Source organism: Bradyrhizobium sp. JR3.5 (assembly GCF_054057015.1).
In genome coordinates, this window is the sequence record NZ_JBSRYV010000002.1 from 3919046 (window position 1) to 3941875 (window position 22830).

Here is a 22830-nt window from a genome sequence, read left to right on the forward strand (position 1 = left end):
TTTCGAGATCAAGAGGCAGCAGGCAGTTTGTTTGAGTGCGAGCCATACTGCACGCTACAAGCAAGGAGGGAAGTTCATGCGTCGTCTTTTCATTCTCGCAATGGTCCTCACCGGCGTCACTTCGATTGCTCATGCTCAGGTCGAGCTGAAGGACTATGCGAACGCGAACGGGTACATTGATGTCCAGGAGCTGACATGCGCGCAGTTGGCGGGCACGTATCAGGAAGATGCCGACTTTCTGGGGGTTTGGTACAGCGGCTGGTACAACGGCTTGGCAAAAAAGCACGCGATCAACGTCCCGCGTACCAAGGCCGGAATTCACAATGTGATCGTCTACTGCAAGGCGAAATCCGGGCAAGAAGGTCATCCAAGCGATTGACGTTATGCTGAAGGAAGAAAAGAACCAATGAGGTCGCGTCGATCGCAACAATTGTGCCGGCGAAATTTCGCTGTCCCATAGTGGGGGCGGGCAAGCGAGTGAATGCAAGCACTTGCCGTCGACATCAGTTGGCGGCGCTCACCGCAATGAAGTACTCGAGGCAGGTAGAAATGTTCAAGTATCGGATCGCGCTGCTATTCGGCGTGCTCGCCATCGCCTGGATCGGACCAGCGGCAGCCCAGGCGCCGCAGGGCACGGCGGCCGGCATGTTGAATTGCAAGCTGGCGCCTTCAATCGGCCTGATCATCGGATCAACGCAGAGAATGTCCTGCCGTTTCATCCCGAACGGACCTTATCCTCCTGAACTCTATGTCGGTGTCATAAACTCGATTGGTCTCGACTTGGGTATCACCGCTGGTGGGGCCATGGCGTGGGGCGTCGTCGCACCCAACGCGGGCACGATGCGCGGAAAACTGGTGGGCAAGTATGTGGGCGCGAGCGGCTCCGTCGGTCTTGGCGTCGGCGTTGGCGCCAACGCGCTGTTCGGTGGATCCAACCGTTCGATTGCGCTGCAGCCGCTCTCGGTCGAGGGATCGGTCGGGGTCAACCTGTCACTTGGAGTTTCGGGACTCACGCTTGCACTGGCGCAATGAGCCCGCGCCGCGAGCCGCATCAATCAACTTCGTCACGATTTGGCGAAGTCGCCAACTCAAGTACAGGGCCAATCATCAAAGGACGACCATGAATATCGTCGCGCGTTCACTCGTCGGGTTCGGAGCCATTGCAATGCTGATCGTTCTATCGGCGGGCTCCCCTTCAGCAGAGACCAATATCGGCAAGGCGATTGTCGACAAGCTGACCGTCAGGGTGGCGAAGCTCGAGAACGCTTGCGCCAGCGATATCAGGAAATATTGCCGCGACGTTACGCCGGGCGAGGGTCGCATGATGTACTGCATGCAAGCTCACGAGGACAAGATCAGCGCGAAATGCGCGTACGAACTGGATCAAGCCGCCGAAAGAACGCAGGCAGCCGCGGACGTTCTAAGAGACGGCGTCCTTGCCTGCAAGGCTGAAATCACCGGCGTCTGCGGGAAGATCTTGCCGGGCCAGGGTCGAGTAGCGGCATGCCTGATCAAAAATAGAGCGACGGCCTCGAAGGATTGTGCAGAGGCGATTCAAAAGGTCGAGGCGATGGCGGCTCAATAGGCGATGGAAGGCCGGAGTATTGGTTTCTGGTTTGGGGTCTAGGAAGTCGGTCATACCGGCGGTGTTGTTCGCTAATCCTATCGCCGATTGTCTGGTGACGGCGGCTTCCCGTGAGCGGGGGCCATCCTGCGCAAGAAGTTTGTGGACCGGGAATAGGCGACGAATGGCTCAATCTCAGCTAGTTGGAGTGTATGCAGCGGTGGTGCTGTCGCTTGCGCTTGGTGGCTGCAGCGGTCGGCCTTCGCAAGGCGTGCTTGTGCCGGTGGCCGATACTGCCGTTGGGGCGTCCCGCGTACCAGTGCTAGTGGCGACGACCCGTCAACGTTCCGCGGTCGACAACGGCGAGATGTTCAGCGGTGATCGCGGTGACGCCGTCTCCTACGCAGCGATTACGGTATCGATACCGCCGGACACCGTCCGCGAGGTTGGTCAGATACAGTGGCCATCGTCGATTCCAGGCGATCCACACCGCAACTTTGTGACGGTGTCGGCGGATTATATCGACAAGCCGACATTTATGAGCGCGATCACGGCGCACGCGAAGCTGGTTCGGCCCGGCAAGGTGCTCATCTTCGTCCACGGCTTCAACAACAAGTTCGACGATGCGGTTTATCGATTTGCTCAGATCGTCCACGACTCCAGGGCACCGGGCATTCCTGTGCTGTTCACGTGGCCATCGCGTGGCGAGCTCAAGCTGCGCGCATATACCTACGACCGTGAGAGCGCCAATTATTCGCGCGATGCTCTTGAGGAGCTTATCGAGACTCTGGACCGCAATCCGAACGTGAGCGAGATCAATCTTCTTGCACACTCGATGGGGAACTGGGTCGCGCTGGAAGCGCTTAGGTCGCGTTACATCCGCCCCGGCCGCTTCGTGGACAAGCTCAAAAACGTGATGCTGGTGGCGCCCGACGTCGACGTCGACGTATTCCGTACCCAGATCCGCAGGATGGGGACAAAACGGCCGCGATTTGCGCTGTTTGTGTCTCAGGATGACAGCGCACTTGCCCTATCGAAAACCATTTGGGGCGGATCGGCGCGCCTCGGCGAGGTCGATCCGGAGAAAGACCCCTATCGTACCGAGTTTGCGCAGGATCAGATCGAGGTCTTTGATCTGACGAGCCTTAAGAAAGCCGGGGATGACGCGCATGATCGGGCGTTTTCGGATGTGACGTCTGTAGTCGGCATGCTCAAGCAACGCCTTCGGGATGGTCAGCCGATGACAGATTCCAAGTCGATCAGTATGGATCGGGGAGCGGACTGATCGGCACTCGAAAAGAATGACCGTCCAAATGGAGCCGCACAAATTGACGCATGGTCATATTGCGGTTGTGGAGGACAATAAGGTCCCGCCAGAAAGCTTGTGGCCACCCGGTGCTGGCAGCTGGGGAAAGCCCGGGTAGCTGGCCCGTAAGAACACGGTACGACGCCGATTGGTCTCTCGGTCATATCCTGTTGTAAAATAAGGGAATTGTACGATTAAGATCCTGGCACTTTCAGTGCCGTTGCCCATTTTTGCTTGCGCATCGAAGCAAGCCCTGCCTTAGTTTCATGATCGGAACTACAAGTACTAGGAAATTTCATTCTCGCGATAGTTGCGCAAAACCGGCAGGCTCCACGCTATGGTAGTCCAACGATGTGATATCCGCGACGCGTGCGGTCATTTCGCCGAAAGATATTTGCAGTTGCTGGCCGGCCCGGTGCTCAATGAGGCTGGCGATCTTTCCTTGATCGTTCATCAGATCATCGATGTGACGGCGCAATCCATCGGTGGGACTTCCGGGGTTGCCTAGCAGACTAAACACTTTCTCACACGCCGCTTTTCGCTGTGAGAAGGTGAAGCTGACGCGAAAGCCAGTTGATGTGGATCAATTGGCCAGACCTCGAACGGCTATTATGGCCCTATTCATTTGACAGCTAGGAATGCAATTGGGTCTGGCACATAGCTGATGTCGGCGGGAGTTCGTGGCGCGAGCGTCTCGTCTGGAATTGCAGATTGTCGATAGTCCGTTTCCTGATTTTGGAGAGTAACGAGTGCCAATCGCGGACGCGATGCCTGTTATCAAACCTTCGAAGACGAGGGCAGCGGCAGACGCGTCGGCCGATGAACGTCTTGCATTCGAACGCTTGCTCGTCGACCTCTCCTCGCAGTTTGCCAACCTTGCGGGCGAGCAGATAGAGCGCGAAATTGAATCTGCGCTCTCCCGAATTCGAGAATTCCTCGGGTTCGATCGAAGCACGTTCGCCGAATTCCTGGACGATGATTCAATCAACGTTCTGTCGTCGAGTGCGATCGCTGGCGTCGATCCCATGCCGCTCGGAAAGATCTCGCTCGAGTTGGTGTGGTACCACCGCAAGCTGCTCGCAGGCGAAATGGTTGTCATTCAGTCCTTGCCCGAAGACCTTCCGCCCGACGCAGTCGCTGAATCCGAGTATATTCGGCGCATTAACCTGCAATCGCACGCAAGCATTCCGCTTCGAGTCAACGGACGTTTGTTCGGAATGATTGCCTTTGCGGCCTTCCGTGAGACGCGCCGCTGGCCCGTCGATCTGATAGCGCGGATCAGGCTGATCGGTGAAATCATTGCCCAGGCGTATGAGAGAAAGCACGCAGACAAAAGGCTCAGGGCTGCTTTGGCCGAAGTCAAGCGCCTGAAGGACCGTCTCGAGCAGGAAAATGCCTACCTCCGGCATGTCGTGCAGGAAAAGCTGTCGCATGGACTGACCAGCCACTCGCCGCGCTTTCAGGCAGTCATCGAGGAAGCGGGACAGGTTGCACGAGCGAATACGACCGTGCTTTTGCTCGGCGAGACGGGTAGCGGCAAGGAAGTCCTGGCGCAAGCCATTCACGAAGCAAGCGGCCGGAAGGACCGGCCGATGGTCAAGGTCAACTGCGCGGCACTTCCTGCGGCCTTGATTGAATCGGAGCTGTTCGGCCGGGAGAAGGGAGCCTTTACGGGGGCACTCGCGCGGCAGGCCGGTCGCTTCGAGATTGCCGACGGCTCGACCATCTTCCTCGACGAGATTGGTGAGCTTCCGCTCGAACTGCAACCGAAGCTTCTACGCGTGCTGCAGGAGGGTGAGTTTGAGCGTTTGGGCGGCACACGGACAATCAAGGTCGACGTGCGTGTTATTGCCGCGACTAACCGGGATCTTGCGCAGGCGGTTCGCGAGGGCAGGTTTCGGGAGGATCTATTCTACCGGATCGACGTATTCCCGATCGAAGTGCCGCCGCTGCGCGAACGCCCCGAGGATATTCCGCTGTTGTCGTGGATCTTCGTCAAGGAATTCAGCAACTCGATGGGCAAGCAGATCGCGAAGATTTCGGCGGACTCGATGAGCACACTGCTGGCCTATTCCTGGCCCGGCAACATCCGTGAGCTTCGCAACCTAATCGAGCGCGCGATGATTCTTGCGCAGGGACCGGTGCTGCAGGTTAAACTTGGCCATAAGCCGCTCCAACTGAACCCTGGCAAGGCGATAGACGGCACACTCGACCAGGCCGAACGTGCCCATATCGTTCGTGCACTGGAGCGGTGCGGCTGGCGCATCCGTGGTGCCAACGGAGCGGCCGGACAGCTTGGCATCAAGCCGACGACCCTCGAGTCCCGCATGAAGAAGCTTGGCATCGTGCAGGCACGGTAACCTCCGATATTTCGGAGAGACTCCGATATGTCGGGCTTGGTCGCTAGCGATTGCGGCCACTGTCGCGCAGGGACCGTCGGATAACTCATTGATCGCTCAACGATCGCCTTTCCATCAGGGCCAGCGCGCCGTGCTGGCCCGCTTCTTGCGATGTTCTGCATCGAGGCGCGGGTCGTACGATGAGGCCATTTGAGAGGACCGGAGTTATGAAGTCACTCAGGACCGTCCTACTCGGTTCGCTTGCGGCAGCCGTCGCGACAATGATCTCGCCAGCCGTCGCCCAGCAGTCGCAGCCCGTGGGGCCGTACAAGGACTTCAACGGCACCATCAAGCTCGATGTCCGCGATTCAAAGGCCGATTGGGGGGCCTTTCACGCCGAAGAAGGCACCTGACGGAGCGCCGAACATCCTGTTCGTGTTGTACGATGATACTGGGCTTGCAGCCTGGTCCCGCCTACGGCGGCCGAATCAACATGCCAACTCTCGACAAGCTGGCACAGAACGGGCTGACCTACACGCAGTGGCACACGGTGGCGCTGTGTTCGCCGACGCGGTTCGGAATCGACCGACCTGGCGGAGCAGTATCCGGAGAAGCTGGAGGCGCTGAAAAAAGCGTGGGACGAGGAAGCCCGAACCAATCTGGCCTTACCGATGGATGACCGCACCGCGTCCGAAATACTATCGATTGAGCGTCCATCAGCTGAGCCAGCTCGCGATCGCTACGTCTATTATCCCGCCATGGCGCCTGTGCCTGAAGGTGTCGCCCCAATGTGGATATCACGGATGTGGATGCCGGCGGCGTCATCTTCGCCCACGGCTCGCGCTTCGGCGGGCACTCCCTGTTCATCAAGGATCACAAGCTCAGCTACGTCTACAACTTCCTCGGCCGCAAGCCAGAGCAGAAGTTCGTCTCCAAGGTGGAGCTGAAGCCTGGCAAGTACACGCTCGGCATGGAGTTCACGCGGGCCGGCGCCGGCCCCAACAAGGAGGCGCTGGGCACGATGAAGCTGTACGTCAACGATAAGGTCGTCGCGGAAGGTCCATGAAGGCGCAGCCGTCCAAGTTCACGCTATCCGGGGACGGGCTTTGCGTCGGCTGCGACAGCGGCGATGCCGTCAGCGGCCGACTACAAGGCGCCCGGCACCTTCCAAGTCACAATTCCGGGGGGGTACAGTGAAAGCATTTCTGCTCGCGAGCGTCGCCGCATTTTCTTGGTTAGGTGCGCCAGCTATTGCAGCCGACCTACCTACCAAGGCTCCGGCTGCCTACAAAGCGCCGAATGCAGCGTCTTTCTATAACTGGAACGGTTTCTATGCCGGGGTCAACTTTGGCGCGGGATGGAGCAACGGCAGCCTGGATATCCCTGGCAACGTTCCCACTGGCGGACTCAACGAGTTCATCGGCGGCATCCAAGCAGGTTATAACTTTCAGACGGGTCAGCTTCTATTTGGCGTCGAGGGCGAGTTCGACGGGGCGGCTTTCAACCAACGGCTCGCCCCGGGTCCGACGTTGGGGGCTGTGAGCCAGCACTGGATCAGCACGATGGCAGGCCGCATTGGCGTCCTGGGTGACCGTTGGCTCATCTTCGCCAAGCTCGGCGGCGGATGGGTGCAAAGCGACGCCGCGGTGAACATCCCTGGAGCGCCGAACTGGCGCGGATCCGGAACCAGCAGTGGCTGGCTGCTTGCCGCGGGTCTCGAATACGGCTTCAAGCCGCATTGGACCGTCAAGCTCGAATACGACTATCTCGGGCTATCAAGCTGGACGTCGACCACGCCCCTTGGAGTATCGCTGAACCGCGATCTCCAAATGGTCAAGGCTGGCATCAATTACAAGTTTGAGAGCGGCGTACCCGCCGCCGATGCGCCATCAACTGCCGACGGTTCTGAGGCCGGCCTGGCGCATTTGCAGCAACAGTCACAGAATCCAATCGCAAGCCTGGTCAGCGTGCCGTTCCAGAGCAACACCAATTTCAACGCGGGGCCGTTAGGTCGCACACAGGAGGTATTCAACATTCAGCCTGTCGTGCCGATGCGCTTGAACGAGGACTGGAACGTTATTTCACGCACCATTATTCCGTTGATCAGCCAGCCTGATCCTCTGTTCGACAACAACGCCAACGGCGTCGGCGATGTCACGCAATCGTTGTTCTTCGCGCCCTCTAACCCGGGCAAGCTGATCTGGGGCGCCGGCCCGGTCTTTACTGTTCCGTCCGCGAACGATCCTATTCTCGGCACTGGGAAATTCCTGATCGGACCCACGGCCGTCTTCTTGGTGACGCCAGGACAATGGGTAATCGGTACGTTGCTCAACAATCAGTGGTCAGTAGGCGGCAATTCATTGCGGCCGCCTGTCAACTCCTTCCTTGCCCAGGTTTTCGTCAACTACAACATGGCGCACGGTTGGTACCTGACTACATCACCTATCATCACAGCCAATTGGCTTGCTTCATCCAGCGAGAGATGGACGGTACCGATCGGCGGAGGCTTCGGTCGCGTGTTTAAGGTGGGAGATCAGCCGGTGAACGCGCAGCTTGCCGCATATTACAACGCGGTGCGTCCGACTGGCGCAGCAGATTGGCAATTGCGAACGTCGGTCACGCTTCTTTTCCCCAAGTGATCTGGCAACGTCTCTTAGCTGGCGCGGAATAATGTTCGCTCGGAAGAGGGATTTTCGACTTGGCAATGCGTATTGCGGCCAGAGGAGCGAAACTCGACGATGACCGGAAACCGCGTCATGACAGCCGGGCGCAATCTTGCGGTTGCGACTATGATCGCAGTCCTGCTCGGCGCGGGCATCTTTGTGGCGCGGTCGTTGCCGCCGCGAACGCTCGTAATGGCTACCGGCGTCGAAGGTGGCGCAAACCACGAGTTAGGTATCCGCTACCGTGATGTCCTCGCGAGAGAGGGTATCAAGCTGGTGTTGCAACCGACGAGCGGCACGCTCGACAATCTGCACAGGTTGCGCGATCCCCGGTCCGGGGCAAGTGTCGGTTTCATCCAGGGCGGCACCACCACTCGGCAAGAATCGCCGGAATTGGAGTCGCTTGGCACTATGTACTATGAGCCGCTGTGGCTCTTTCGCCGCGGTGGAAAGCAAGGGTTGCAAGGTAAGCGAATTTCGATCGGCCCCGAAGGAAGCGGCGGTCGAGCGTTGGCGCTGCGAATTTTGTCAGGGACGGGCCTCAACCGTGTTGTCGGCGAGCTGTCCGGATTTACGCCAGAAGTTGCGGCCGAGAAGCTGATTGCCGGCGAGGTCGATGTCGCGTTCATTGTGACCGGCTGGGAGTCCCCAGTAGTCCAATCTCTGCTCAAGGCCAGGGACATCGAAGCTGGTAGTTACCAGTATGCGGACGCGCTCGTAGCCACCTATCCTTTCCTGCATAAACTTGTCTTGCCGGCCGGGGTTCTCGATCTGTCGACTGTTCGGCCACCTTCGGATGTCGTGCTGCTGGCGCCGAAAGCGAGTCTTGCCGTGCGCGCAGATCTCCACCCCGCCTTGCAGTATCTGCTGCTCGACGCGGCCGTTCAGATTCATTCACAGCCGGGCATTTTTCAGAAAGCGGGACAATTCCCCGCTGCGGAACCGATCGATCTTCCGCTGAGCGCAGAAGCGCAGCGCTTCTACAAATCTGGGCGGCCGTTTCTGCAAGGCTACCTTCCGTTCTGGATGGCGACCTTGATTGAGCAACTGATTGTCGTGCTCATTCCATTGGCCGTGCTCCTATATCCGGCGTTCAAGTTATTGCCGCGGGGCTATGACTGGATGATGCAATTAAAGATCACGCGACTATATGATGATATCAGGTCGATAGAGCGCGATATGGAAGCTCTGGCAGCAGGGTTTGACGCCAGCGCACTGAACGCGAAGCTGGATCTAATCGATCAGCGTGCGAACCATCTGCGACTGCCCACGGTCTACGCAAGCAATCTGTACACGCTACGGAGCCACATCGATCTCGTGCGCGCTCGTCTCGTCACGAATCCCAACCGAGTGAACTCCTCGTCGCTAAACGAGACACCGCCGGAATAGAACACCGCGCTAACTTAACGACTAGGAGTGAGTCGCAAATCTACGGCCGGATGCCGGCCTTCTTGCAGCATGACACATAGGCGTCGTAACCGTACGCTTGCCGTTCGGAAGGCTGAGTGTTGAACGCCCCGCCTGCAGCCGCTGCTGCAGCGTTCGCCTGTTTGAAGCATGCAGCACGGGCGGCAGTCGAATCCACTTTCGCGGCTTCGGCCGGCAGAACTGGCGCGAGGAGCGGGACCAACAAGGCCGCACCAAACACGAACTTAATATTACGCATATCGTCATTCTGTTCAAAATGAGTGAAAACTTAGACAAGCCGTACACGGATCGCTCCGGTGCGCGTCGTGAGGCTCACACAAATCTTAAGCGCTGCAATGTTTGACCAACTTGACGCAGGTCAAGCAATTCGTTGGTCGTCGAGCGAGCATTTAATCTCAAGCCGGCGACAGCAGAATGCCGCGTGAGGAAGCCTGCGATCGTGCGGAGGTCACGATCTCCGATATATCGGAGGGCCTCCGAGATATCGGGTGCCATCCTAACAGCGGTGACCACGAAGGCGGCGTGGATGTTCGGATAACTCGCTGATCGCGCGATAGCTTTGTTTTGAGGTCATAGGGCGCGGATGCTGGCCCGCTTCTTGCGAGGTGATGTCGCTGATGGCGTAGTCAATTCGGCTTGGCGCACGCAGCAGGCGTCGAGACACGAGACGCGTCGTCGTTCGCTCGTGTGATCAGATCACGAAAGGCAGGAAGCATGACGAAGCTCAAATGGATATCGCTTGCGGCACTCGGCCTTGTGGCCGGTTCGCTGCAGGCGGCACCGGCTCGGGCGCAGGCGCCGAAGAAGCCCAACATCGTCATCATCTGGGGTGACGACATTGGTCAGTCCAATGTGAGCGCCTATTCGCGCGGGATGATGGGTTATCAGACCCCTAATATCGACCGGGTCGCCAGCGAGGGCGTGATGTTCACGGATTTTTATGCGGAGCAGAGCTGCACCGCTGGCCGGGCCTCATTCATTACCGGCCAGTCAGGCCTGCGCACCGGCATGACCAAGGTCGGTCTGCCCGGCGCGACGCTCGGCTTGCAGAAGGAGGATCCCACGATCGCGGAACTGCTCAAGCCACTCGGCTACGCGACCGGGCAGTTCGGCAAGAACCATCTCGGCGACCGCAACGAATTCTTGCCTACCGTGCATGGCTTCGACGAGTTCTACGGCAATCTCTATCACCTGAACGCCGAGGAAGAGCCCGAACTGCCCGACTATCCGAAAGAGAAGGACTTCCCGAACTTCCGTAGCAATTTCGGCCCTCGCGGCGTGATGGATTGCAAGGCATCCGACAAAGATGACCCCACGGTCGATCCGCGCTTCGGCAAGGTCGGCAAGCAGGTCTGCAAGGACACCGGTCCTCTGACCAAGAAGCGGATGGAAACCATCGATGATGACACCGCAGCCCGTGCCGTTGACTTCATCAAGCGGCAGAACGCGGCGGGCAAGCCGGCCTTCGTCTGGGTGAATTTCACGCATATGCATCTCCGTACCCATACCAAGCCGGAAAGCGTCGGCCAGGCTGGTCGCTGGCAGAGCCCAGTACCACGACACCATGATCGACCACGACAGGAATGTCGGCGAAGTGCTCAAGGTGCTGGACGACCTCAAGATTGCGGACAATACATTCGTCATGTACGGGACCGACAACGGTCCGCACATGAACTCGTGGCCGGATGGAGCGATGACGCCATTCCGCAATGAAAAGAACTCGAACTGGGAAGGCGCCTACCGCGTGCCTGCCATGTTCCGCTGGCCGGGCAAGATCAAGCCGGGGACGGTGTCCAACGATATCGTAGCTCACCTCGATATGCTGCCGACGCTGCTGGCGATCGCTGGCGACACGGAAGTGAAGGACAAGCTCGCCAAGGGCTACAAGGTCGGCGATATGACCTACAAGGTTCATCTCGACGGTGACAACCTTGTGCCATACCTGACAGGGCGATCTCCAAAAAGCCCGAGGGAATCCTTCTTCTACATCAATGACGATCAGCAACTGACCGGTCTGCGCTACGACAACTGGAAGTTCGTATTCATGGAGCAGCGAGCGCCAGGAACAATGCGCGTCTGGTCGGAGCCGTTCGTTAATCTACGGGTTCCAAAGATCTTCAATCTGCGGACCGATCCGTACGAGCGCGCGGACATCACCTCGAATACTTACTACGACTGGATTTTCGATCACGTCTTCGCGCTGGTTCCGGCGCAGGCCTATGTCGGCGAGTTCCTGACCTCGTTCAAGGACTATCCGCAGCGGCAGAAGGCAGCCAGCTTCAACATGGACGAGGTCATGCAAAAGCTGAAAGAATCGGGATCGAAGGACTAAGCAGTCGTCGACATCACAATACTGGGGGGGCCGAGCGTATCGAGCGGCCGGCTCCCGCTTTGTCGGCTTCCAGAGCGAGCAACCGGGACGATTGGGCGAAGGCCGCTTGGTGAAGAAGAGAGGTTGATCACATGTCCCATCTGCGGAGAGCCACCTTGAGGCCAATTCTGGTGGCCATCGCCCTCATGGGCGCGCTGGTACTATGCGCAGGCGCTTCTCACGCAGCCGACCCCTTGCCATCGTGGAATGACGGGCCGGCAAAGCGATCCATCATCGCCTTCGTTGAGAAGGTCACAGAGCCGGGCTCGCCGGACTTCGTGCCCATCCCCGAACGCATCGCGACCTTCGACAACGATGGTACCCTTTGGTGCGAGCAGCCGGTGCCCGTCCAATTGTACTTCGCGCTTGATCGGGTGAAGTCGCTCGCGCCGCAGCACCCAGAGTGGAACACCATGGAGCCGTTCGCATCACTACTCAAAGGCGATATGCGGACTGCGATGGCTGGCGGCGACCGTGCCCTGGTCGAAGTCATGATGGCCACCCACGCTGGCAACACCGTCGCGGAATTTGAGCAGATCGTGAAAGACTGGATCGCCACGGCGAAGCATCCGAAGACCGGTCAGCTCTTTACCGATATGGTCTATCAGCCGATGCTCGAAGTACTCTCTTACTTGCGCTCAAACGGCTTCAAGACTTTCATCGTCTCTGGCGGCGGCATCGAGTTCATGCGTCCATGGGCGATGTGGGTTTACGGCATACCGCCCGAACAAATTGTCGGCAGCAGCATCAAGACAAGGTTTGAAATGCGGGATGGCAAGCCCGTTCTCGTGCGCCTGCCCGAGGTGAATTTCAACGATGACAAGAGCGACAAGCCCGTTGGAATCAACCAACACATCGGCCGTCGGCCGATCGCTGCGTTCGGCAATTCACGCGGGGACCAGGAGATGCTGGAGTACACCCAGGGCAGCAGCGGCGCACGGTTCGAGCTCTTGGTGCTTCACGATGATACGACGCGTGAATATGCCTACGGTCCGGCGCTGGGCTTACCGGAGCCCAAACTCGGGGCCTTTCCGCAGGCTCTTTACGACCAGGCGAAAAAGGACGGCTGGACCATCGTGAGTATGAAGAACGATTGGAGCCAGGTCTTTCCATTCGAGCCGTCGCCCGTTACCGCCATCGATATCCTGCTCGAGCCGGACGCCACCATGCTCCGGCATGTCGAAGCTGCCAACGCAAACCTCCTGAGAATCTTCCCGAAAGGCTTTGCCCTGGATGCGGCGCACCGACCTCACGTGACGATGATCCAGCGTTTCGTCCGTACGGCAGACCTCGACAAGGTCTATGTTGCGGCCGGAAAAGTGTTGGCCGACGCCAACGTCACGAAAATGAAGCTCGACGCCTTCAAATACTACTATGCGCCAAGCAACGACTTGGGTGTTCCAGGCATCGTTGCAAGGCCGACACCTGACCTTCTCAAACTGCAGGAGGACCTGATCGCCGCTGTGGCCCCGTTCACGGTCCAGACGGGAGCATCAGCCGCATTCGTCACCACGCCCGATGATCGGGTCATTGACCCGGCCCTGATGGAATATGTGTCGAGGTTTGTTCCAGATAATTCAGGCGATCGCTTCAGTCCGCATGTCAGCATTGGTGTCGGACCGCGAAGCTACCTCGACAAGCTGCTTGCCGAACCGTTTGAGCCGTTCACTTTCTCTCCTGCGGGCGCAGCCGTTTTCCAGCTAGGCCAGTTCGGCACCGCAGCGAAGAAGCTCAAGGAGTTCGATTTAAAAACTTGAGGCCCGTCGGGAGATCAAGGAATGGCAAGCTTTGGTACTGGGTCGTCGTGTTCTTGAAATTGTAAGTGAAACCCGCCGACGCCGGAGAATTCTACGCTTGATGCGGGATTCACCATGGCCAATGCCGATATTTGTCAACCGGGTTGCATCTTCGGGCAGTCATCGAGGAAGTGGGACAGGTTGCACGAGCGAATATGCAGTGGCTGGTCGGTCCATGCGGCAGCTTTTCCTGCACGAAAAGATAGGCATTTTCATGCTCGATACGGTCTTCAAGGCGCTTGAGCTCGGCCAAAGCGGCCGAGAGCTTTTCGCCTGACCGCCTGCGCAATGATCTCGCCTACCGACGCCCCGGCCCCGATGATAATCGCCGGCATCGCGGCGATCATGGACCACGTGATCCTGCTTGGCGACCGTGTTTTTGGTCGGCGAGACTGGTAACGGCAAGGGAGTGCTGGCGCAGGCTATTCACGATGCGAGCGCTCGGAAGGACCGGCCCATGGTCAAGGTCAACGGCGCGGCTCTTCCGTCGGCGCTGATCGAACCGGAGCTGTTCGGCCGCGAGAAGAGAGCCTTGACCGGCGCGCGCTCGCTCGGCAGGCCGGCCGCTTCGAGATCGCCGACGGCTCGACCATATTCCTTGACTAGATCAGATCGGAAAGTTGCCGCTCGAACTGCAACCGAAGCAACTCGATGGGCAAGCAGATCCAGAAGATCTAGCGTACTCAATGAACACGCTTATGGGTTATTCCTGGCCCGGCAATATCCGCGAGCTTCGCAACGCCATAGAGCGCGCCATGATCCTCACGCGGGGACCCGTGCTGCATGTCAAACTTGGCCACAAGTCAATTCAACTGGACGCAGGCAAGGCGATGGACGGCACGTTGGGCCAGGCCGAACGGACCCATATCGTTCGTGCGCTGGAGCGCGGAGCGGCTGGCGCATCCGTGGCGTCAACGGCGCGGCCGGACAGCTTGGCGTCAAGCCGACGACCCTTGAGTCCCGCATGAAGAAGCTCGGCATCGTGCAGGCACGGTAATCTACGATATTTCGGAGAGCCTCCGATATTTCGGATACAGTTGCGTCCGGTGACTACCACTGCCGCATTTGCACTCTTGATAACCGACTGATCCTGCAAAACCATTCTTCTGCTGATCCCAGGTGGCGCAGGGGGGCCGCTTCGAGGTGAGTCTGCGTTGCCGAGGCGTGCTTGGGTGCTCCAGGCAAGTGACGCGCATGCAGTCTTGCTGAGTTCGGGTCAACGATGAGCGTATGGCTCGCTTTTCTCGTATTGCTTAATCATTCCGATACCGCAATGATTGCGGGCGAGGCTTCGATCAAGAAGTACCCAAACCCGTCTGCGATCAACTTCACAGATTTTGGTGGTCGAGATTGAGGGCGCGGAACGGAGTGGAGTTGACGCCGCGTAAATGAAACAAAACGGACGGAAGGGGGCCAACAGATGGGGCACGAGATTTCACGATCAAGAATAGGTTTTGCGCCTGGGCGACCGAGCATTGGCATAATTGTCGCCTCATTTGTCCTGTGTTCGCAAAGTGCGCTCGCCGACGAGAGCGGGATCTCGTTCTGGCTTCCTGGACAGTTCGGCAGTCTCGCGGCGGTCCCCCAGGCAGCACCCGGCTGGGCTCTCGGCGCGGTCTACTACCATACGACCGTAAGCGCCTCAGGTAATGTTGCAGCAGCAAGAGAGATTCAGGTCGGCAGAATCCCTCCGACGGTCAATGTCAGCTTGAACGCCAATCTGAATGCCCAAGCCGATCTGATTATTCTGGCTCCGACATATACCTTCGCCACGCCGGTTCTGGGTGGGCAATTGGCAATGGGCGTAACCGGAATATTCGGTCGAGCCAGCACAACCATCGATGGCACATTGCCCGCCTCAGTTGGCGGGTTCGCCGCAACACGCATGGGGAGCATCTCGGATTCGCTCACATCGGTCGGCGACCTCTACCCCGTGGTGACTCTCAAGTGGAATAATGGTGTCCACAATTGGATGACGTATGCGACGGGAGATATTCCGGTCGGGGCTTACGATCCAAGTCGCCTCTCCAACATCGGCATCGGTCATGGCGCCATCGATGGCGGCGGCGGCTACACTTACCTTAACCCAGCCACTGGACATGAGTTTTCCGGCGTCGCCGGCTTCACCTACAACTTCAAGAATCCCGATACCCAGGTTCAGAGCGGCGTCGATTTTCATTTCGATTGGGGTGCATCGCAATTTCTGTCGAAGCAGCTCTTCGTGGGTCTCGTCGGATATGCCTATCAGCAGATATCAGACGATACTGGTCCGAACCCGATCCAGAATGGCTTCAGGTCGAGGGTCCTCGGCGTTGGTCCCCAGATCGGATATCTCTTCCCGATCGGAAATATGCAGGGATATCTCAACCTGAAGGGTTACGGAGAATTTCGACGCGGCCAATCGGCCGTCGGGATGGAATACCTGGCTGACGTTCTCGATTTCACCGACAGCACCCGACAGCACCGTAACACCAACCAGGCATCTGGTGACCAAGTAAGGAATAGAACTCGAACTGCGGTGCGAAGCCGCATTTTTTCAGATGGGCAAGCTGACAGTTCGTCGTGAGGAGGGCGCGCGTCCACTCGCGCGAGCTAAGAGACGTCGAGGATGAACGATCTGCTTCAAGGAGCGGGGCTATTGTTCACGGGTGCGTTGGGCTCATTTTTTTTCGCTGATCGATCTTGCGCGTGAGACAAGAATAGCCCTGAGCGACAATGATCATCGTAGATTGGGCGTTATCTCGCGGGATTCGAGGTCGATCAATTCCTCCCTTACCACAACGGCACGAGGAATTGGTGTTCGGGTAAGACCAGGTGCTCACCGTGGCCAAGCCCGATGACTAACGATTTCCGAACCAGGAGCTTCGGTGTGGCCCCAGAGCGCTGCGTGTCATGCAAGGTCGAGCGATATTTGGTCGGAGTGGAGCCGCTGGTTGGCCGCGTCCGACTTAGACTGTGGAGATGTCCCCGGTGTGAAACCGTCTTGCGCCTTGCCTGCTTTAGCGACCAAACTGATGATGACGGCGCCAGCCCTGTGACATCTCATAGTCGTCCGAATTGATCGGTAGGCCAGAGAGATCGGCAAACCAAAGGAGGAGGGATCATGGTATCGATGAGGTAGCTGCTCTGGGTTCGCTTTTTTCTGCTGTTTGGCGTCGCAGCGGTCGCGATCGGCGCGGGCTCCTTGGGTATCGGTACTATACTCGCCCGGTAACCCTTACCGTGGCGGTCGGCTCCATCGACGGTGAGGCGAACAAGGCTATGTCGGCTCTAGCAAGCCGACTTGTCATGACAAACGCACCGGTGCGGCTCAAGGTCATCGACAGCGGGTCCGCGCTGGGGGCCGCCGAGGCATTTTCGAAGGGCCAGGTGGATCTCGCGGTGGTGCGGAGCGACGTCGGCGACCTATCGCATGCGCGAGCCGTCATCGTCGTTACCCATGCCACCGTCATGATCGTCGTGCCGCCGGGATCCTCGATCGACAGCGTGGAGAAGCTGAAAGGGCATACGGTCGGCGTGGTCGGCGGAGAGGCCAACTCCAAAGTCGTCGATGTGCCGACCAAGGAATACGACCTGACCCGCAAGGTCGTGTTCAAGAACATCGCTCCGGCGGATGCCCGCCGGCAGTTCAATCCAAGTCAGTCAGCCCTGATTGTCGTAATACCTCTGACTCAGAAGTATCTGTCGCAGGTGCGCGCATGGTTTACTCCGGGGCCAAAAGCGGCGCCGGTACTGATCCCAATCGAAGCCGCCGGTATCACGCACCGCCGCGCGTCTTACGGATCGAGCTCAGTATCCCAGTAGAGATAATCGAGCCAGCTCTCGTGCAGATAGTTCGGCGGGAACAGCCGGCCGTTGCGGTGGAGCTGATGCACGGTCGGTGCATAGGGCGTTTGCTTCGGAAACATCTTGGCCTGCTGCGGCGTCAGATTGCCCTTGCGCAGATTGCACGGCGAGCAGGCGGCGACGACGTTCTCCCAGGTGGTCTGGCCACCCTTGCTGCGCGGAATGATGTGATCGAAGGTGAGGTCGTCGCCCGACAGGCAATATTGGCAGCTGAATCGGTCGCGAAGGAAAACGTTGAACCGGGTGAAGGCGGGGTGGGTGGTCGGCTTGACGAAGGATTTGAGGGAGACGACGCTCGGCAACTGGATTTCGAAGGAAGGACTTCGTACCGCCCGGTCGTAATATTCGACGATGTTGACACGATCGAGGAACACCGCCTTGATCGCGTCCTGCCAGGACCAGAGCGACAGCGGGTAATAACTCAGCGGCCGGAAGTCCGCATTCAAGACCAGCACCGGCCAACCGCCTTGCGAGACATGTGCGTTCAAATAACGCTCCTGATCTCCCATTAGCTGCGAAGCAGCATGCACTCACATACTACAGGCAGCGTGACGGGATTGTGAAGAGCAATGAGCGGCTTATCCGCCATGCCCTGCCATGTTCCTGCCCCGATTGCCTCCCGCCCGCGAGGCCCGTAAAGGGAGCCGCAAGGCCCTGTCGGCCAGTGACGGACCCTGCCGATGACCACGACCACAAGCTATCTCGAGGCGCCGCGCCGGTTACGCGCATTCGTGCGTGCGCACGAGACGAGCCTCGTGGTGCTGGCGCTGCTGATCGGCGCCATTGGCGGCCTCGTGGTCGCGGTCATGAGCGGCCTCGTCACGGTGCTGCATTCGGTGCTGTTCAATCTGCCGCTGGGCGATCGGCTGTCGAGCCAGCCCAGCATCGATCCCGTGCGCGCCCTCGTGGTTCCCACGGTTGGCGGACTGGTGCTTGGAGTAGCGTTCCTGCTGCTGCTCAGGGTTCGGCCGGCCCGGGAAATCGACCCGATCGAGGCCAACGCGCTTTATGGCGGCCGGATGTCGTTCCGCGGCAGCGTGATCGTGGCGCTGCAGACGATCTGGTCGAGCGGCGTCGGCGGCTCGGTCGGGCTCGAGGCCGGCTACACCCAGCTTTCGAGCGGCCTGGCCGCCTCGCTGGGCCGCGGCTTTCATCTCCGCCGCAACGACCAGCGAATCATGGTCGGCTGCGGCGCGGCGGCGGCGATCGCGGGGGCCTTTAGCGCGCCGCTGGCGGGCGCGTTCTACGCTTTCGAACTTGTGATCGGCGGCTATACGCCAGCGAGCCTGACGCCGGTCGGTGTGGCGGCGGTGGCCGGCTATTTCGTCGCCCATGCCTTCGAGCCGCTGCCGCTCGGCGTCGGCGTCGGAACCGTCGGCGACGTGCTCGGACGGGATCTTGCGATCGCCGCGCTGCTCGGCGTGGTTGCGGCCCTGACCGGGATTGCGATCATGCGCGGGGTGGCGCTGTGCGAGACGCTGCTCGCCAAGACCCGGCTCTGGCCGCCGTTGCGGCCGGCGCTGGGCGGGCTTGCGGTCGGCGCAATGGCGCTGCTGACGCCGCAGGTGATGTCGTCGGGCCACGGCGCGCTGCGCTTCGCCGGCATCGTGGCGATGCCGCTCACCTTCATTGCCGGCGTGTTCGCGCTGAAGGCGGTCGCTTCGATCGTGTCGCTCGGTTCGGGCTTCCGCGGCGGATTGTTCTTCGCCACGCTGTTCATGGGCGCGCTCGGCGGCCGGCTGTTCGCGGCCGGCGTCGACATCGTGTGGCCGGGGCTCAACCTCGATCCCAACGCCTATGCGGTGATCGGCATGAGCGCGCTGTCGGCCTCGGTGATCGGCGGTCCATTGACGATGTCGTTCATCGCGCTGGAATCCACCGGCAACCTCTGGCTCACCACCGCGGTGCTGGTCGCGGTCATCATCTCGACCACGATCACGCGCGAGCTGTTCGGCTATTCGTTCGCGACCTGGCGGCTGCATCTACGCGGCGAGACCATCCGCAGTGCCGCCGATATCGGCTGGATCCGCGATCTCACGGTTCGGCAAGATGATGCGGCAGGACATGACGACGGTGAACGCCGCGATGCCGATCGAGGCGTTTCGCGAGGAATTCCCGCCCGGCTCGAAGACCCAGGTCGTCGCGGTCGACGGCGAGGGACGCTATGCCGGGCTCGCGCTGGTCGCGGAAGCGCACGCGCCCGATCTCGAGGCCGACAAGGGGCTTGCCGCCATCCTGCGCTACGCCGACGTGGTGCTGCATCCCGCCATGAATGTGCAGGAGGCGATCGCGGTGTTCGACGCCGCCGAAGCGGAATCGCTCGCGGTGGTCGAAGACGACGGCGACCGGCGGCCGATCGGCCTGCTCACCGAAGCGCACGCGATGCGGCGCTATGCGGAAGAATCCGAGCAGCGCCGCCGCGAGGTGATCGGCGAGATTTGATTCCGGGGCGCGCTTTTTGACCCGTCATCCTGAGGCGCTCGCGGAGCGAGCCTCGAAGGATGCACGGCCGCGCTGCGGCAGCGGGGCGGTCGATGCTTCGAGACGCGCGTTCCGCGCTCCTCAGCATGACGGGGACAAATAGGGGGCCAACGCTACACCGTCACCCGCTCCAGTTTCTGCAAGCAGCGCGTCACGCGCACCGCGGCCGGCATCTCGGTGTCCAGAAAGCTGGTCTTCCAGTCGGTGACGCCGACTTCGCCGACATAGATGTCGCCGCGCGAGTCCAGCGCGATGCCGTGCGGCGCCAGGAACTTGCCGGTTTCGACGCCAGGGCCGTGCTCGCCGCCGAGCCGCGCGATGCGCCTGCCGGTGTGATCCACGATCGACAGCCGCGGGCCGAGATTTGGGACCTTGCGGTTGACGGCCATGCCGGGACCGAGCTCGCCGATCACGAAGTTCGGCTGCTTGCCGCCGCCGCAGCATAGCGCGCAGGGCCGGTGCAAATTGTTCCACTGGGTCTCGTATCTGCCGTTGCCGTCGAACACCTGGACGCGGTGGTTCTCGCGGTCGGCGACATAGACCCAGCCGTCGGCGTCGGTCGCGATGTTGTGCACGATGTTGAACTGGCCGGGATCGGTGCCCGGCTCGCCCCAGGTTTTGATCAGCCTGCCGTCCGGCGTGTATTTGTGAACGCAGGCATTGCCGTAACCGTCCGAGACATAGATCTCGCCCTTCGGCGACAGCGCGGTATGGGTGCAGCGATGGAACGGCTCGCCGCTCATGAACGGCGCCGGCTTGTTCGGGATGCCGATCGTCAGCAGCACCTTGCCGTCAACAGAACATTTGCGCACGGTGTGGTCGCCGTCGTCGGTGCAATAGAGATTGTCGTCGGCATCGATATGCAGGCCATGGGCGCGTGCGAACACGCCTTCGCCCCAGCTCCGGATGAAGTTTCCCTCGCGGTCGAGCATCACCATCGGATGTTCGCCGCGGTTGAACACATAGACGCAGTCCTTGCTGTCGACCGCAACGGAGGCGACATCCGTCAGGCTCCAGCCCTCGGGGAGTTTTGCGAAGTTCTCCACCACGCGGTAGCGATGCTCGCCGGTGCCGAGGATGGTTGGCATGAGGTCTCTCCCCAAGTTCGTCATTCCGGGGCGATGCGCAGCATCGAGCCCGGAATCTCGAGGTTCCGGGTCTGCGCTTCGCGCATCCCGGAACGACAGCGGTAATTTCTACGAAAGCCTCGCCACCGGCCCGACGTCGCGCGGCAACAGGCCTTCCTCGATCGCCTTGATTTGCAGCGCGAGATAGCTCGAGTTGATGCGGCATTGCGCGAGGCTGCCGGCGATGAACCACAGGCCGGGCTGCGGCGTGCGCGTATACATGTTGCGCAGCTCCTGGCCGTCGCCAAAACCCCAGATCGGGCCGACGCGCGCGGCCATCGCCTCGCCGAACAGTTTCTTCACCAGCTCTTCCTGCGGCCGGTAGCCGGTCGCGAGCACGATCAGGTCGGCGGCGACCGTCTCGCCGCTCTTCAGCCGCGCGCCTTGGCTCACGAAGGTCTCGATGTCGGCAAATTGTTTCAGGGCAATCGCGCCGCTCGCGACGAGATCGGAGCAGCCGACGTTGAAGTAATAGCCGCCGCCGCGGGTCAGGTATTTGAACTGCCAGCCGGTGCCGCCGTCGCCGTAATCGAGCTTGAAGCCCTTGCGCGCGAGACCGTCGAGCAGCGGTCTGTCGAGCTGCTTCGACTGCTCGGTCATCAGCACATGGCTGCGCTTGGCGAGCGCGAGCGGCATCGAGGTCGCGATCAGGTCGTTGTCCTCAAGCGAGCCTTCATTGTAGGCGGCATAGGCGAGCTGCGCGGACGGCTCGATATTGGTGACGAGCGTCGAGGAGCGCTGCACCAGCGTCACCTCGGCGCCGGAGGAATGCAGGTCCTGCGCGATGTCGTGGCCGCTGTTGCCGGTGCCGATCACCAGGGCGCGCTTGCCGGCCCAATGCTCGCCGTCTTCATAGCCGCTCGAATGCAGCACCTTGCCGGAGAAAGTCTTCAAGCCGGGGATATCAGGCACGCTCGGAATGCCGCTGACGCCGGTCGCCATCACGACGTGGCGCGGCTGCAGTTTCCGCGTCGTGCCGTCGGCGCGGCACAGTTCGATGGTCCAGCGTCCCTGTGCGTCGTCGTAGCTGCCGCCGACGAATTCCGTTCCGGTCCAGAAGTTAAGCTCCATGGCATCGACATAGGATTCGAACCAGTTGGCGAGCTTGTCCTTCGGAATGTAAGTCGGCCAGTTCGGCGGGAACGGCATGTAGGGCAAATGATTGACCTGCACCTGGTTGTGCAGGGTCAGTGCATGGTAGCGCTTGCGCCAATTGTTGCCGACGCGCGCCTCGCGGTCGACGATCAGCGCATCGATCTTGAGCTGTTGCAGACGGGCGGCGATCGCAAGCCCGGCCTGTCCGCCGCCGACCACCAGCACATCGGGATCGCGGCCGGCATATTCGGCGGATGCCTTGCGCAGGTCGAGCCAGTTGGGACCGCGGAAATCGCGGGAATAGGCTTGTCCACGCGGCCTTGTGTTTCCTTGCTGCTCTTCAAAACCCTTTAGTTCCTCGAGCGCGGTCAGCAGCGTCCAGGCCTTCAGCCGGTCGTCGTCGGCGGCGTCAGGAATCAGCCGCACAATGCCGTGGCCGCGGCCGACAGCGGTTTCGAACTTGAAGATCGCCTCGATCGCTTGGGTGCCGGCGCGCATCACCCGGCGGGGCGGCGCGCGCTCGGCATCGATGCGGAAATCATGCGGCGCGCTGTGGCGCGCATGCGCGGGCAGTTCCTCGACGATTGCAAAGGCGCGGTTGACGGTCTGGATGTTCCAGCTCAAGGCCAGCACGTCGCGCCAATAGCTTTCGGGATGGAACAGCGGCTTCAGCAGCACATCGTCGGGGCCCGCCAGCGCATCCTCGAACTGCACAAGCCAATTGTCGGCGGCGACCGAAATATCGTCCGTCTTGTCGAGCATTGAGCGTTTCTCGTCATCGGCCGCCCTTGGTGACGTCTTCTTGGCGGCGTTC

At 60.2% G+C, this 22830-nt stretch carries 16 protein-coding genes and 5 pseudogenes; 16 read left to right on the forward strand and 5 right to left on the reverse strand.

Features of this window, described 5'->3' with window-relative positions; genetic code table 11:
• Nucleotides 1-76 precede the first annotated feature (76 nt).
• The 4 genes from ACVWW1_RS35590 (at nucleotide 77) to ACVWW1_RS35605 (ending at nucleotide 2849) form a co-directional block, all read left to right on the forward strand.
• Complete coding sequence (locus tag ACVWW1_RS35590; protein WP_456659107.1) at nucleotides 77-379, forward strand: HdeA/HdeB family chaperone; 303 nt, start codon at nucleotides 77-79, stop codon at nucleotides 377-379.
• A gap of 170 nt (nucleotides 380-549) precedes the next feature.
• Nucleotides 550-1032, forward strand: coding sequence for a DUF992 domain-containing protein (locus ACVWW1_RS35595; RefSeq protein WP_456659108.1), 483 nt, complete (start codon nucleotides 550-552; stop codon nucleotides 1030-1032).
• Nucleotides 1033-1120: 88 nt separating this feature from the next.
• Entirely contained in the window at nucleotides 1121-1585 is a 465-nt protein-coding gene (locus tag ACVWW1_RS35600) for a cysteine rich repeat-containing protein (RefSeq protein WP_456659109.1), read from the forward strand.
• 187 nt (nucleotides 1586-1772) lie between these two features.
• On the forward strand, nucleotides 1773-2849 hold the full coding sequence (locus ACVWW1_RS35605) for an alpha/beta hydrolase (protein ID WP_456659110.1): 1077 nt from the start codon (nucleotides 1773-1775) through the stop codon (nucleotides 2847-2849).
• 316 nt (nucleotides 2850-3165) lie between these two features.
• Here ACVWW1_RS35605 and ACVWW1_RS35610 read toward each other — a convergent pair whose 3' ends face one another.
• Nucleotides 3166-3324: a hypothetical protein gene (locus ACVWW1_RS35610; protein ID WP_456659111.1), complete on the reverse strand. Its 159-nt coding sequence runs from the start codon at nucleotides 3322-3324 to the stop codon at nucleotides 3166-3168.
• Between the two features lie 295 nt (nucleotides 3325-3619).
• Here ACVWW1_RS35610 and ACVWW1_RS35615 point away from each other — a divergent pair, with 295 nt between their 5' ends.
• From ACVWW1_RS35615 to ACVWW1_RS35635, 5 genes are all read left to right on the forward strand, one after another.
• Nucleotides 3620-5230, forward strand: coding sequence for a sigma-54-dependent Fis family transcriptional regulator (locus ACVWW1_RS35615; RefSeq protein ID WP_456659112.1), 1611 nt, complete (start codon nucleotides 3620-3622; stop codon nucleotides 5228-5230).
• 206 nt (nucleotides 5231-5436) lie between these two features.
• The gene (locus ACVWW1_RS35620) at nucleotides 5437-5622 is read left to right on the forward strand and encodes a hypothetical protein (protein ID WP_456659113.1); all 186 of its coding nucleotides are present in this window, start codon (nucleotides 5437-5439) and stop codon (nucleotides 5620-5622) included.
• Between the two features lie 377 nt (nucleotides 5623-5999).
• The gene (locus ACVWW1_RS35625) at nucleotides 6000-6275 is read left to right on the forward strand and encodes a hypothetical protein (protein WP_456659114.1); all 276 of its coding nucleotides are present in this window, start codon (nucleotides 6000-6002) and stop codon (nucleotides 6273-6275) included.
• 127 nt (nucleotides 6276-6402) lie between these two features.
• Entirely contained in the window at nucleotides 6403-7848 is a 1446-nt protein-coding gene (locus ACVWW1_RS35630) for an outer membrane protein (RefSeq protein ID WP_456659115.1), read from the forward strand.
• 99 nt (nucleotides 7849-7947) lie between these two features.
• Complete coding sequence (locus ACVWW1_RS35635; RefSeq protein WP_456659116.1) at nucleotides 7948-9261, forward strand: TAXI family TRAP transporter solute-binding subunit; 1314 nt, start codon at nucleotides 7948-7950, stop codon at nucleotides 9259-9261.
• Between the two features lie 40 nt (nucleotides 9262-9301).
• On the opposite strand, the gene ACVWW1_RS35640 is transcribed toward ACVWW1_RS35635, so the two are convergent.
• The gene (locus tag ACVWW1_RS35640; protein ID WP_456659117.1) at nucleotides 9302-9538 is read right to left on the reverse strand and encodes a hypothetical protein; all 237 of its coding nucleotides are present in this window, start codon (nucleotides 9536-9538) and stop codon (nucleotides 9302-9304) included.
• Between the two features lie 476 nt (nucleotides 9539-10014).
• On the opposite strand from ACVWW1_RS35640, the pseudogene ACVWW1_RS35645 reads away from it, so the two are divergent.
• The 6 genes and pseudogenes from ACVWW1_RS35645 (at nucleotide 10015) to ACVWW1_RS35670 (ending at nucleotide 17271) form a co-directional block, all read left to right on the forward strand.
• Nucleotides 10015-11632 (forward strand): annotated as a pseudogene (locus ACVWW1_RS35645) (arylsulfatase).
• A gap of 131 nt (nucleotides 11633-11763) precedes the next feature.
• Nucleotides 11764-12780, forward strand: a pseudogene (locus ACVWW1_RS35650) (HAD family hydrolase); the annotation flags it as partial.
• Between the two features lie 1060 nt (nucleotides 12781-13840).
• A pseudogene (locus tag ACVWW1_RS35655) lies at nucleotides 13841-14005 on the forward strand (sigma 54-interacting transcriptional regulator); the annotation flags it as partial.
• A gap of 82 nt (nucleotides 14006-14087) precedes the next feature.
• Nucleotides 14088-14435: an AAA-type ATPase lid domain-containing protein gene (locus tag ACVWW1_RS35660; protein ID WP_456659118.1), complete on the forward strand. Its 348-nt coding sequence runs from the start codon at nucleotides 14088-14090 to the stop codon at nucleotides 14433-14435.
• Between the two features lie 452 nt (nucleotides 14436-14887).
• A pseudogene (locus ACVWW1_RS35665) lies at nucleotides 14888-15965 on the forward strand (SphA family protein).
• Between the two features lie 790 nt (nucleotides 15966-16755).
• The gene (locus ACVWW1_RS35670) at nucleotides 16756-17271 is read left to right on the forward strand and encodes a hypothetical protein (protein ID WP_456659119.1); all 516 of its coding nucleotides are present in this window, start codon (nucleotides 16756-16758) and stop codon (nucleotides 17269-17271) included.
• Here ACVWW1_RS35670 and ACVWW1_RS35675 read toward each other — a convergent pair.
• Nucleotides 17244-17801, reverse strand: coding sequence for an HNH endonuclease (locus ACVWW1_RS35675; protein WP_016845270.1), 558 nt, complete (start codon nucleotides 17799-17801; stop codon nucleotides 17244-17246). The genes ACVWW1_RS35670 and ACVWW1_RS35675 overlap by 28 nt on opposite strands.
• 192 nt (nucleotides 17802-17993) lie before the next feature.
• Here ACVWW1_RS35675 and ACVWW1_RS35680 point away from each other — a divergent pair.
• A pseudogene (locus tag ACVWW1_RS35680) lies at nucleotides 17994-19755 on the forward strand (chloride channel protein).
• A 152-nt stretch (nucleotides 19756-19907) separates the two neighbouring features.
• On the opposite strand, the gene ACVWW1_RS35685 reads toward ACVWW1_RS35680, so the two are convergent.
• Both ACVWW1_RS35685 and ACVWW1_RS35690 read right to left on the reverse strand, forming a co-directional pair.
• The gene (locus ACVWW1_RS35685) at nucleotides 19908-20882 is read right to left on the reverse strand and encodes a peptidyl-alpha-hydroxyglycine alpha-amidating lyase family protein (protein ID WP_456659120.1); all 975 of its coding nucleotides are present in this window, start codon (nucleotides 20880-20882) and stop codon (nucleotides 19908-19910) included.
• A 108-nt stretch (nucleotides 20883-20990) separates the two neighbouring features.
• The gene (locus tag ACVWW1_RS35690) at nucleotides 20991-22778 is read right to left on the reverse strand and encodes a flavin-containing monooxygenase (RefSeq protein WP_456659121.1); all 1788 of its coding nucleotides are present in this window, start codon (nucleotides 22776-22778) and stop codon (nucleotides 20991-20993) included.
• Between the last annotated feature and the right edge of the window lie 52 nt (nucleotides 22779-22830).

What these genes read in the sequence shown, in the direction of transcription:
- ACVWW1_RS35635 (WP_456659116.1), top strand. Translation starts at nt 7,948, where the DNA reads ATGACCGGAAACCGCGTCATGACAGCCGGGCGCAATCTTGCGGTTGCG.
- ACVWW1_RS35595 (WP_456659108.1), top strand. Translation starts at nt 550, where the DNA reads ATGTTCAAGTATCGGATCGCGCTGCTATTCGGCGTGCTCGCCATCGCC.
- ACVWW1_RS35620 (WP_456659113.1), top strand. Translation starts at nt 5,437, where the DNA reads ATGAAGTCACTCAGGACCGTCCTACTCGGTTCGCTTGCGGCAGCCGTC.
- ACVWW1_RS35690 (WP_456659121.1), bottom strand. Translation starts at nt 22,778, where the DNA reads ATGCTCGACAAGACGGACGATATTTCGGTCGCCGCCGACAATTGGCTT.
- ACVWW1_RS35610 (WP_456659111.1), bottom strand. Translation starts at nt 3,324, where the DNA reads ATGAACGATCAAGGAAAGATCGCCAGCCTCATTGAGCACCGGGCCGGC.
- ACVWW1_RS35600 (WP_456659109.1), top strand. Translation starts at nt 1,121, where the DNA reads ATGAATATCGTCGCGCGTTCACTCGTCGGGTTCGGAGCCATTGCAATG.
- ACVWW1_RS35670 (WP_456659119.1), top strand. Translation starts at nt 16,756, where the DNA reads ATGACAAACGCACCGGTGCGGCTCAAGGTCATCGACAGCGGGTCCGCG.
- ACVWW1_RS35640 (WP_456659117.1), bottom strand. Translation starts at nt 9,538, where the DNA reads ATGCGTAATATTAAGTTCGTGTTTGGTGCGGCCTTGTTGGTCCCGCTC.
- ACVWW1_RS35685 (WP_456659120.1), bottom strand. Translation starts at nt 20,882, where the DNA reads ATGCCAACCATCCTCGGCACCGGCGAGCATCGCTACCGCGTGGTGGAG.
- ACVWW1_RS35590 (WP_456659107.1), top strand. Translation starts at nt 77, where the DNA reads ATGCGTCGTCTTTTCATTCTCGCAATGGTCCTCACCGGCGTCACTTCG.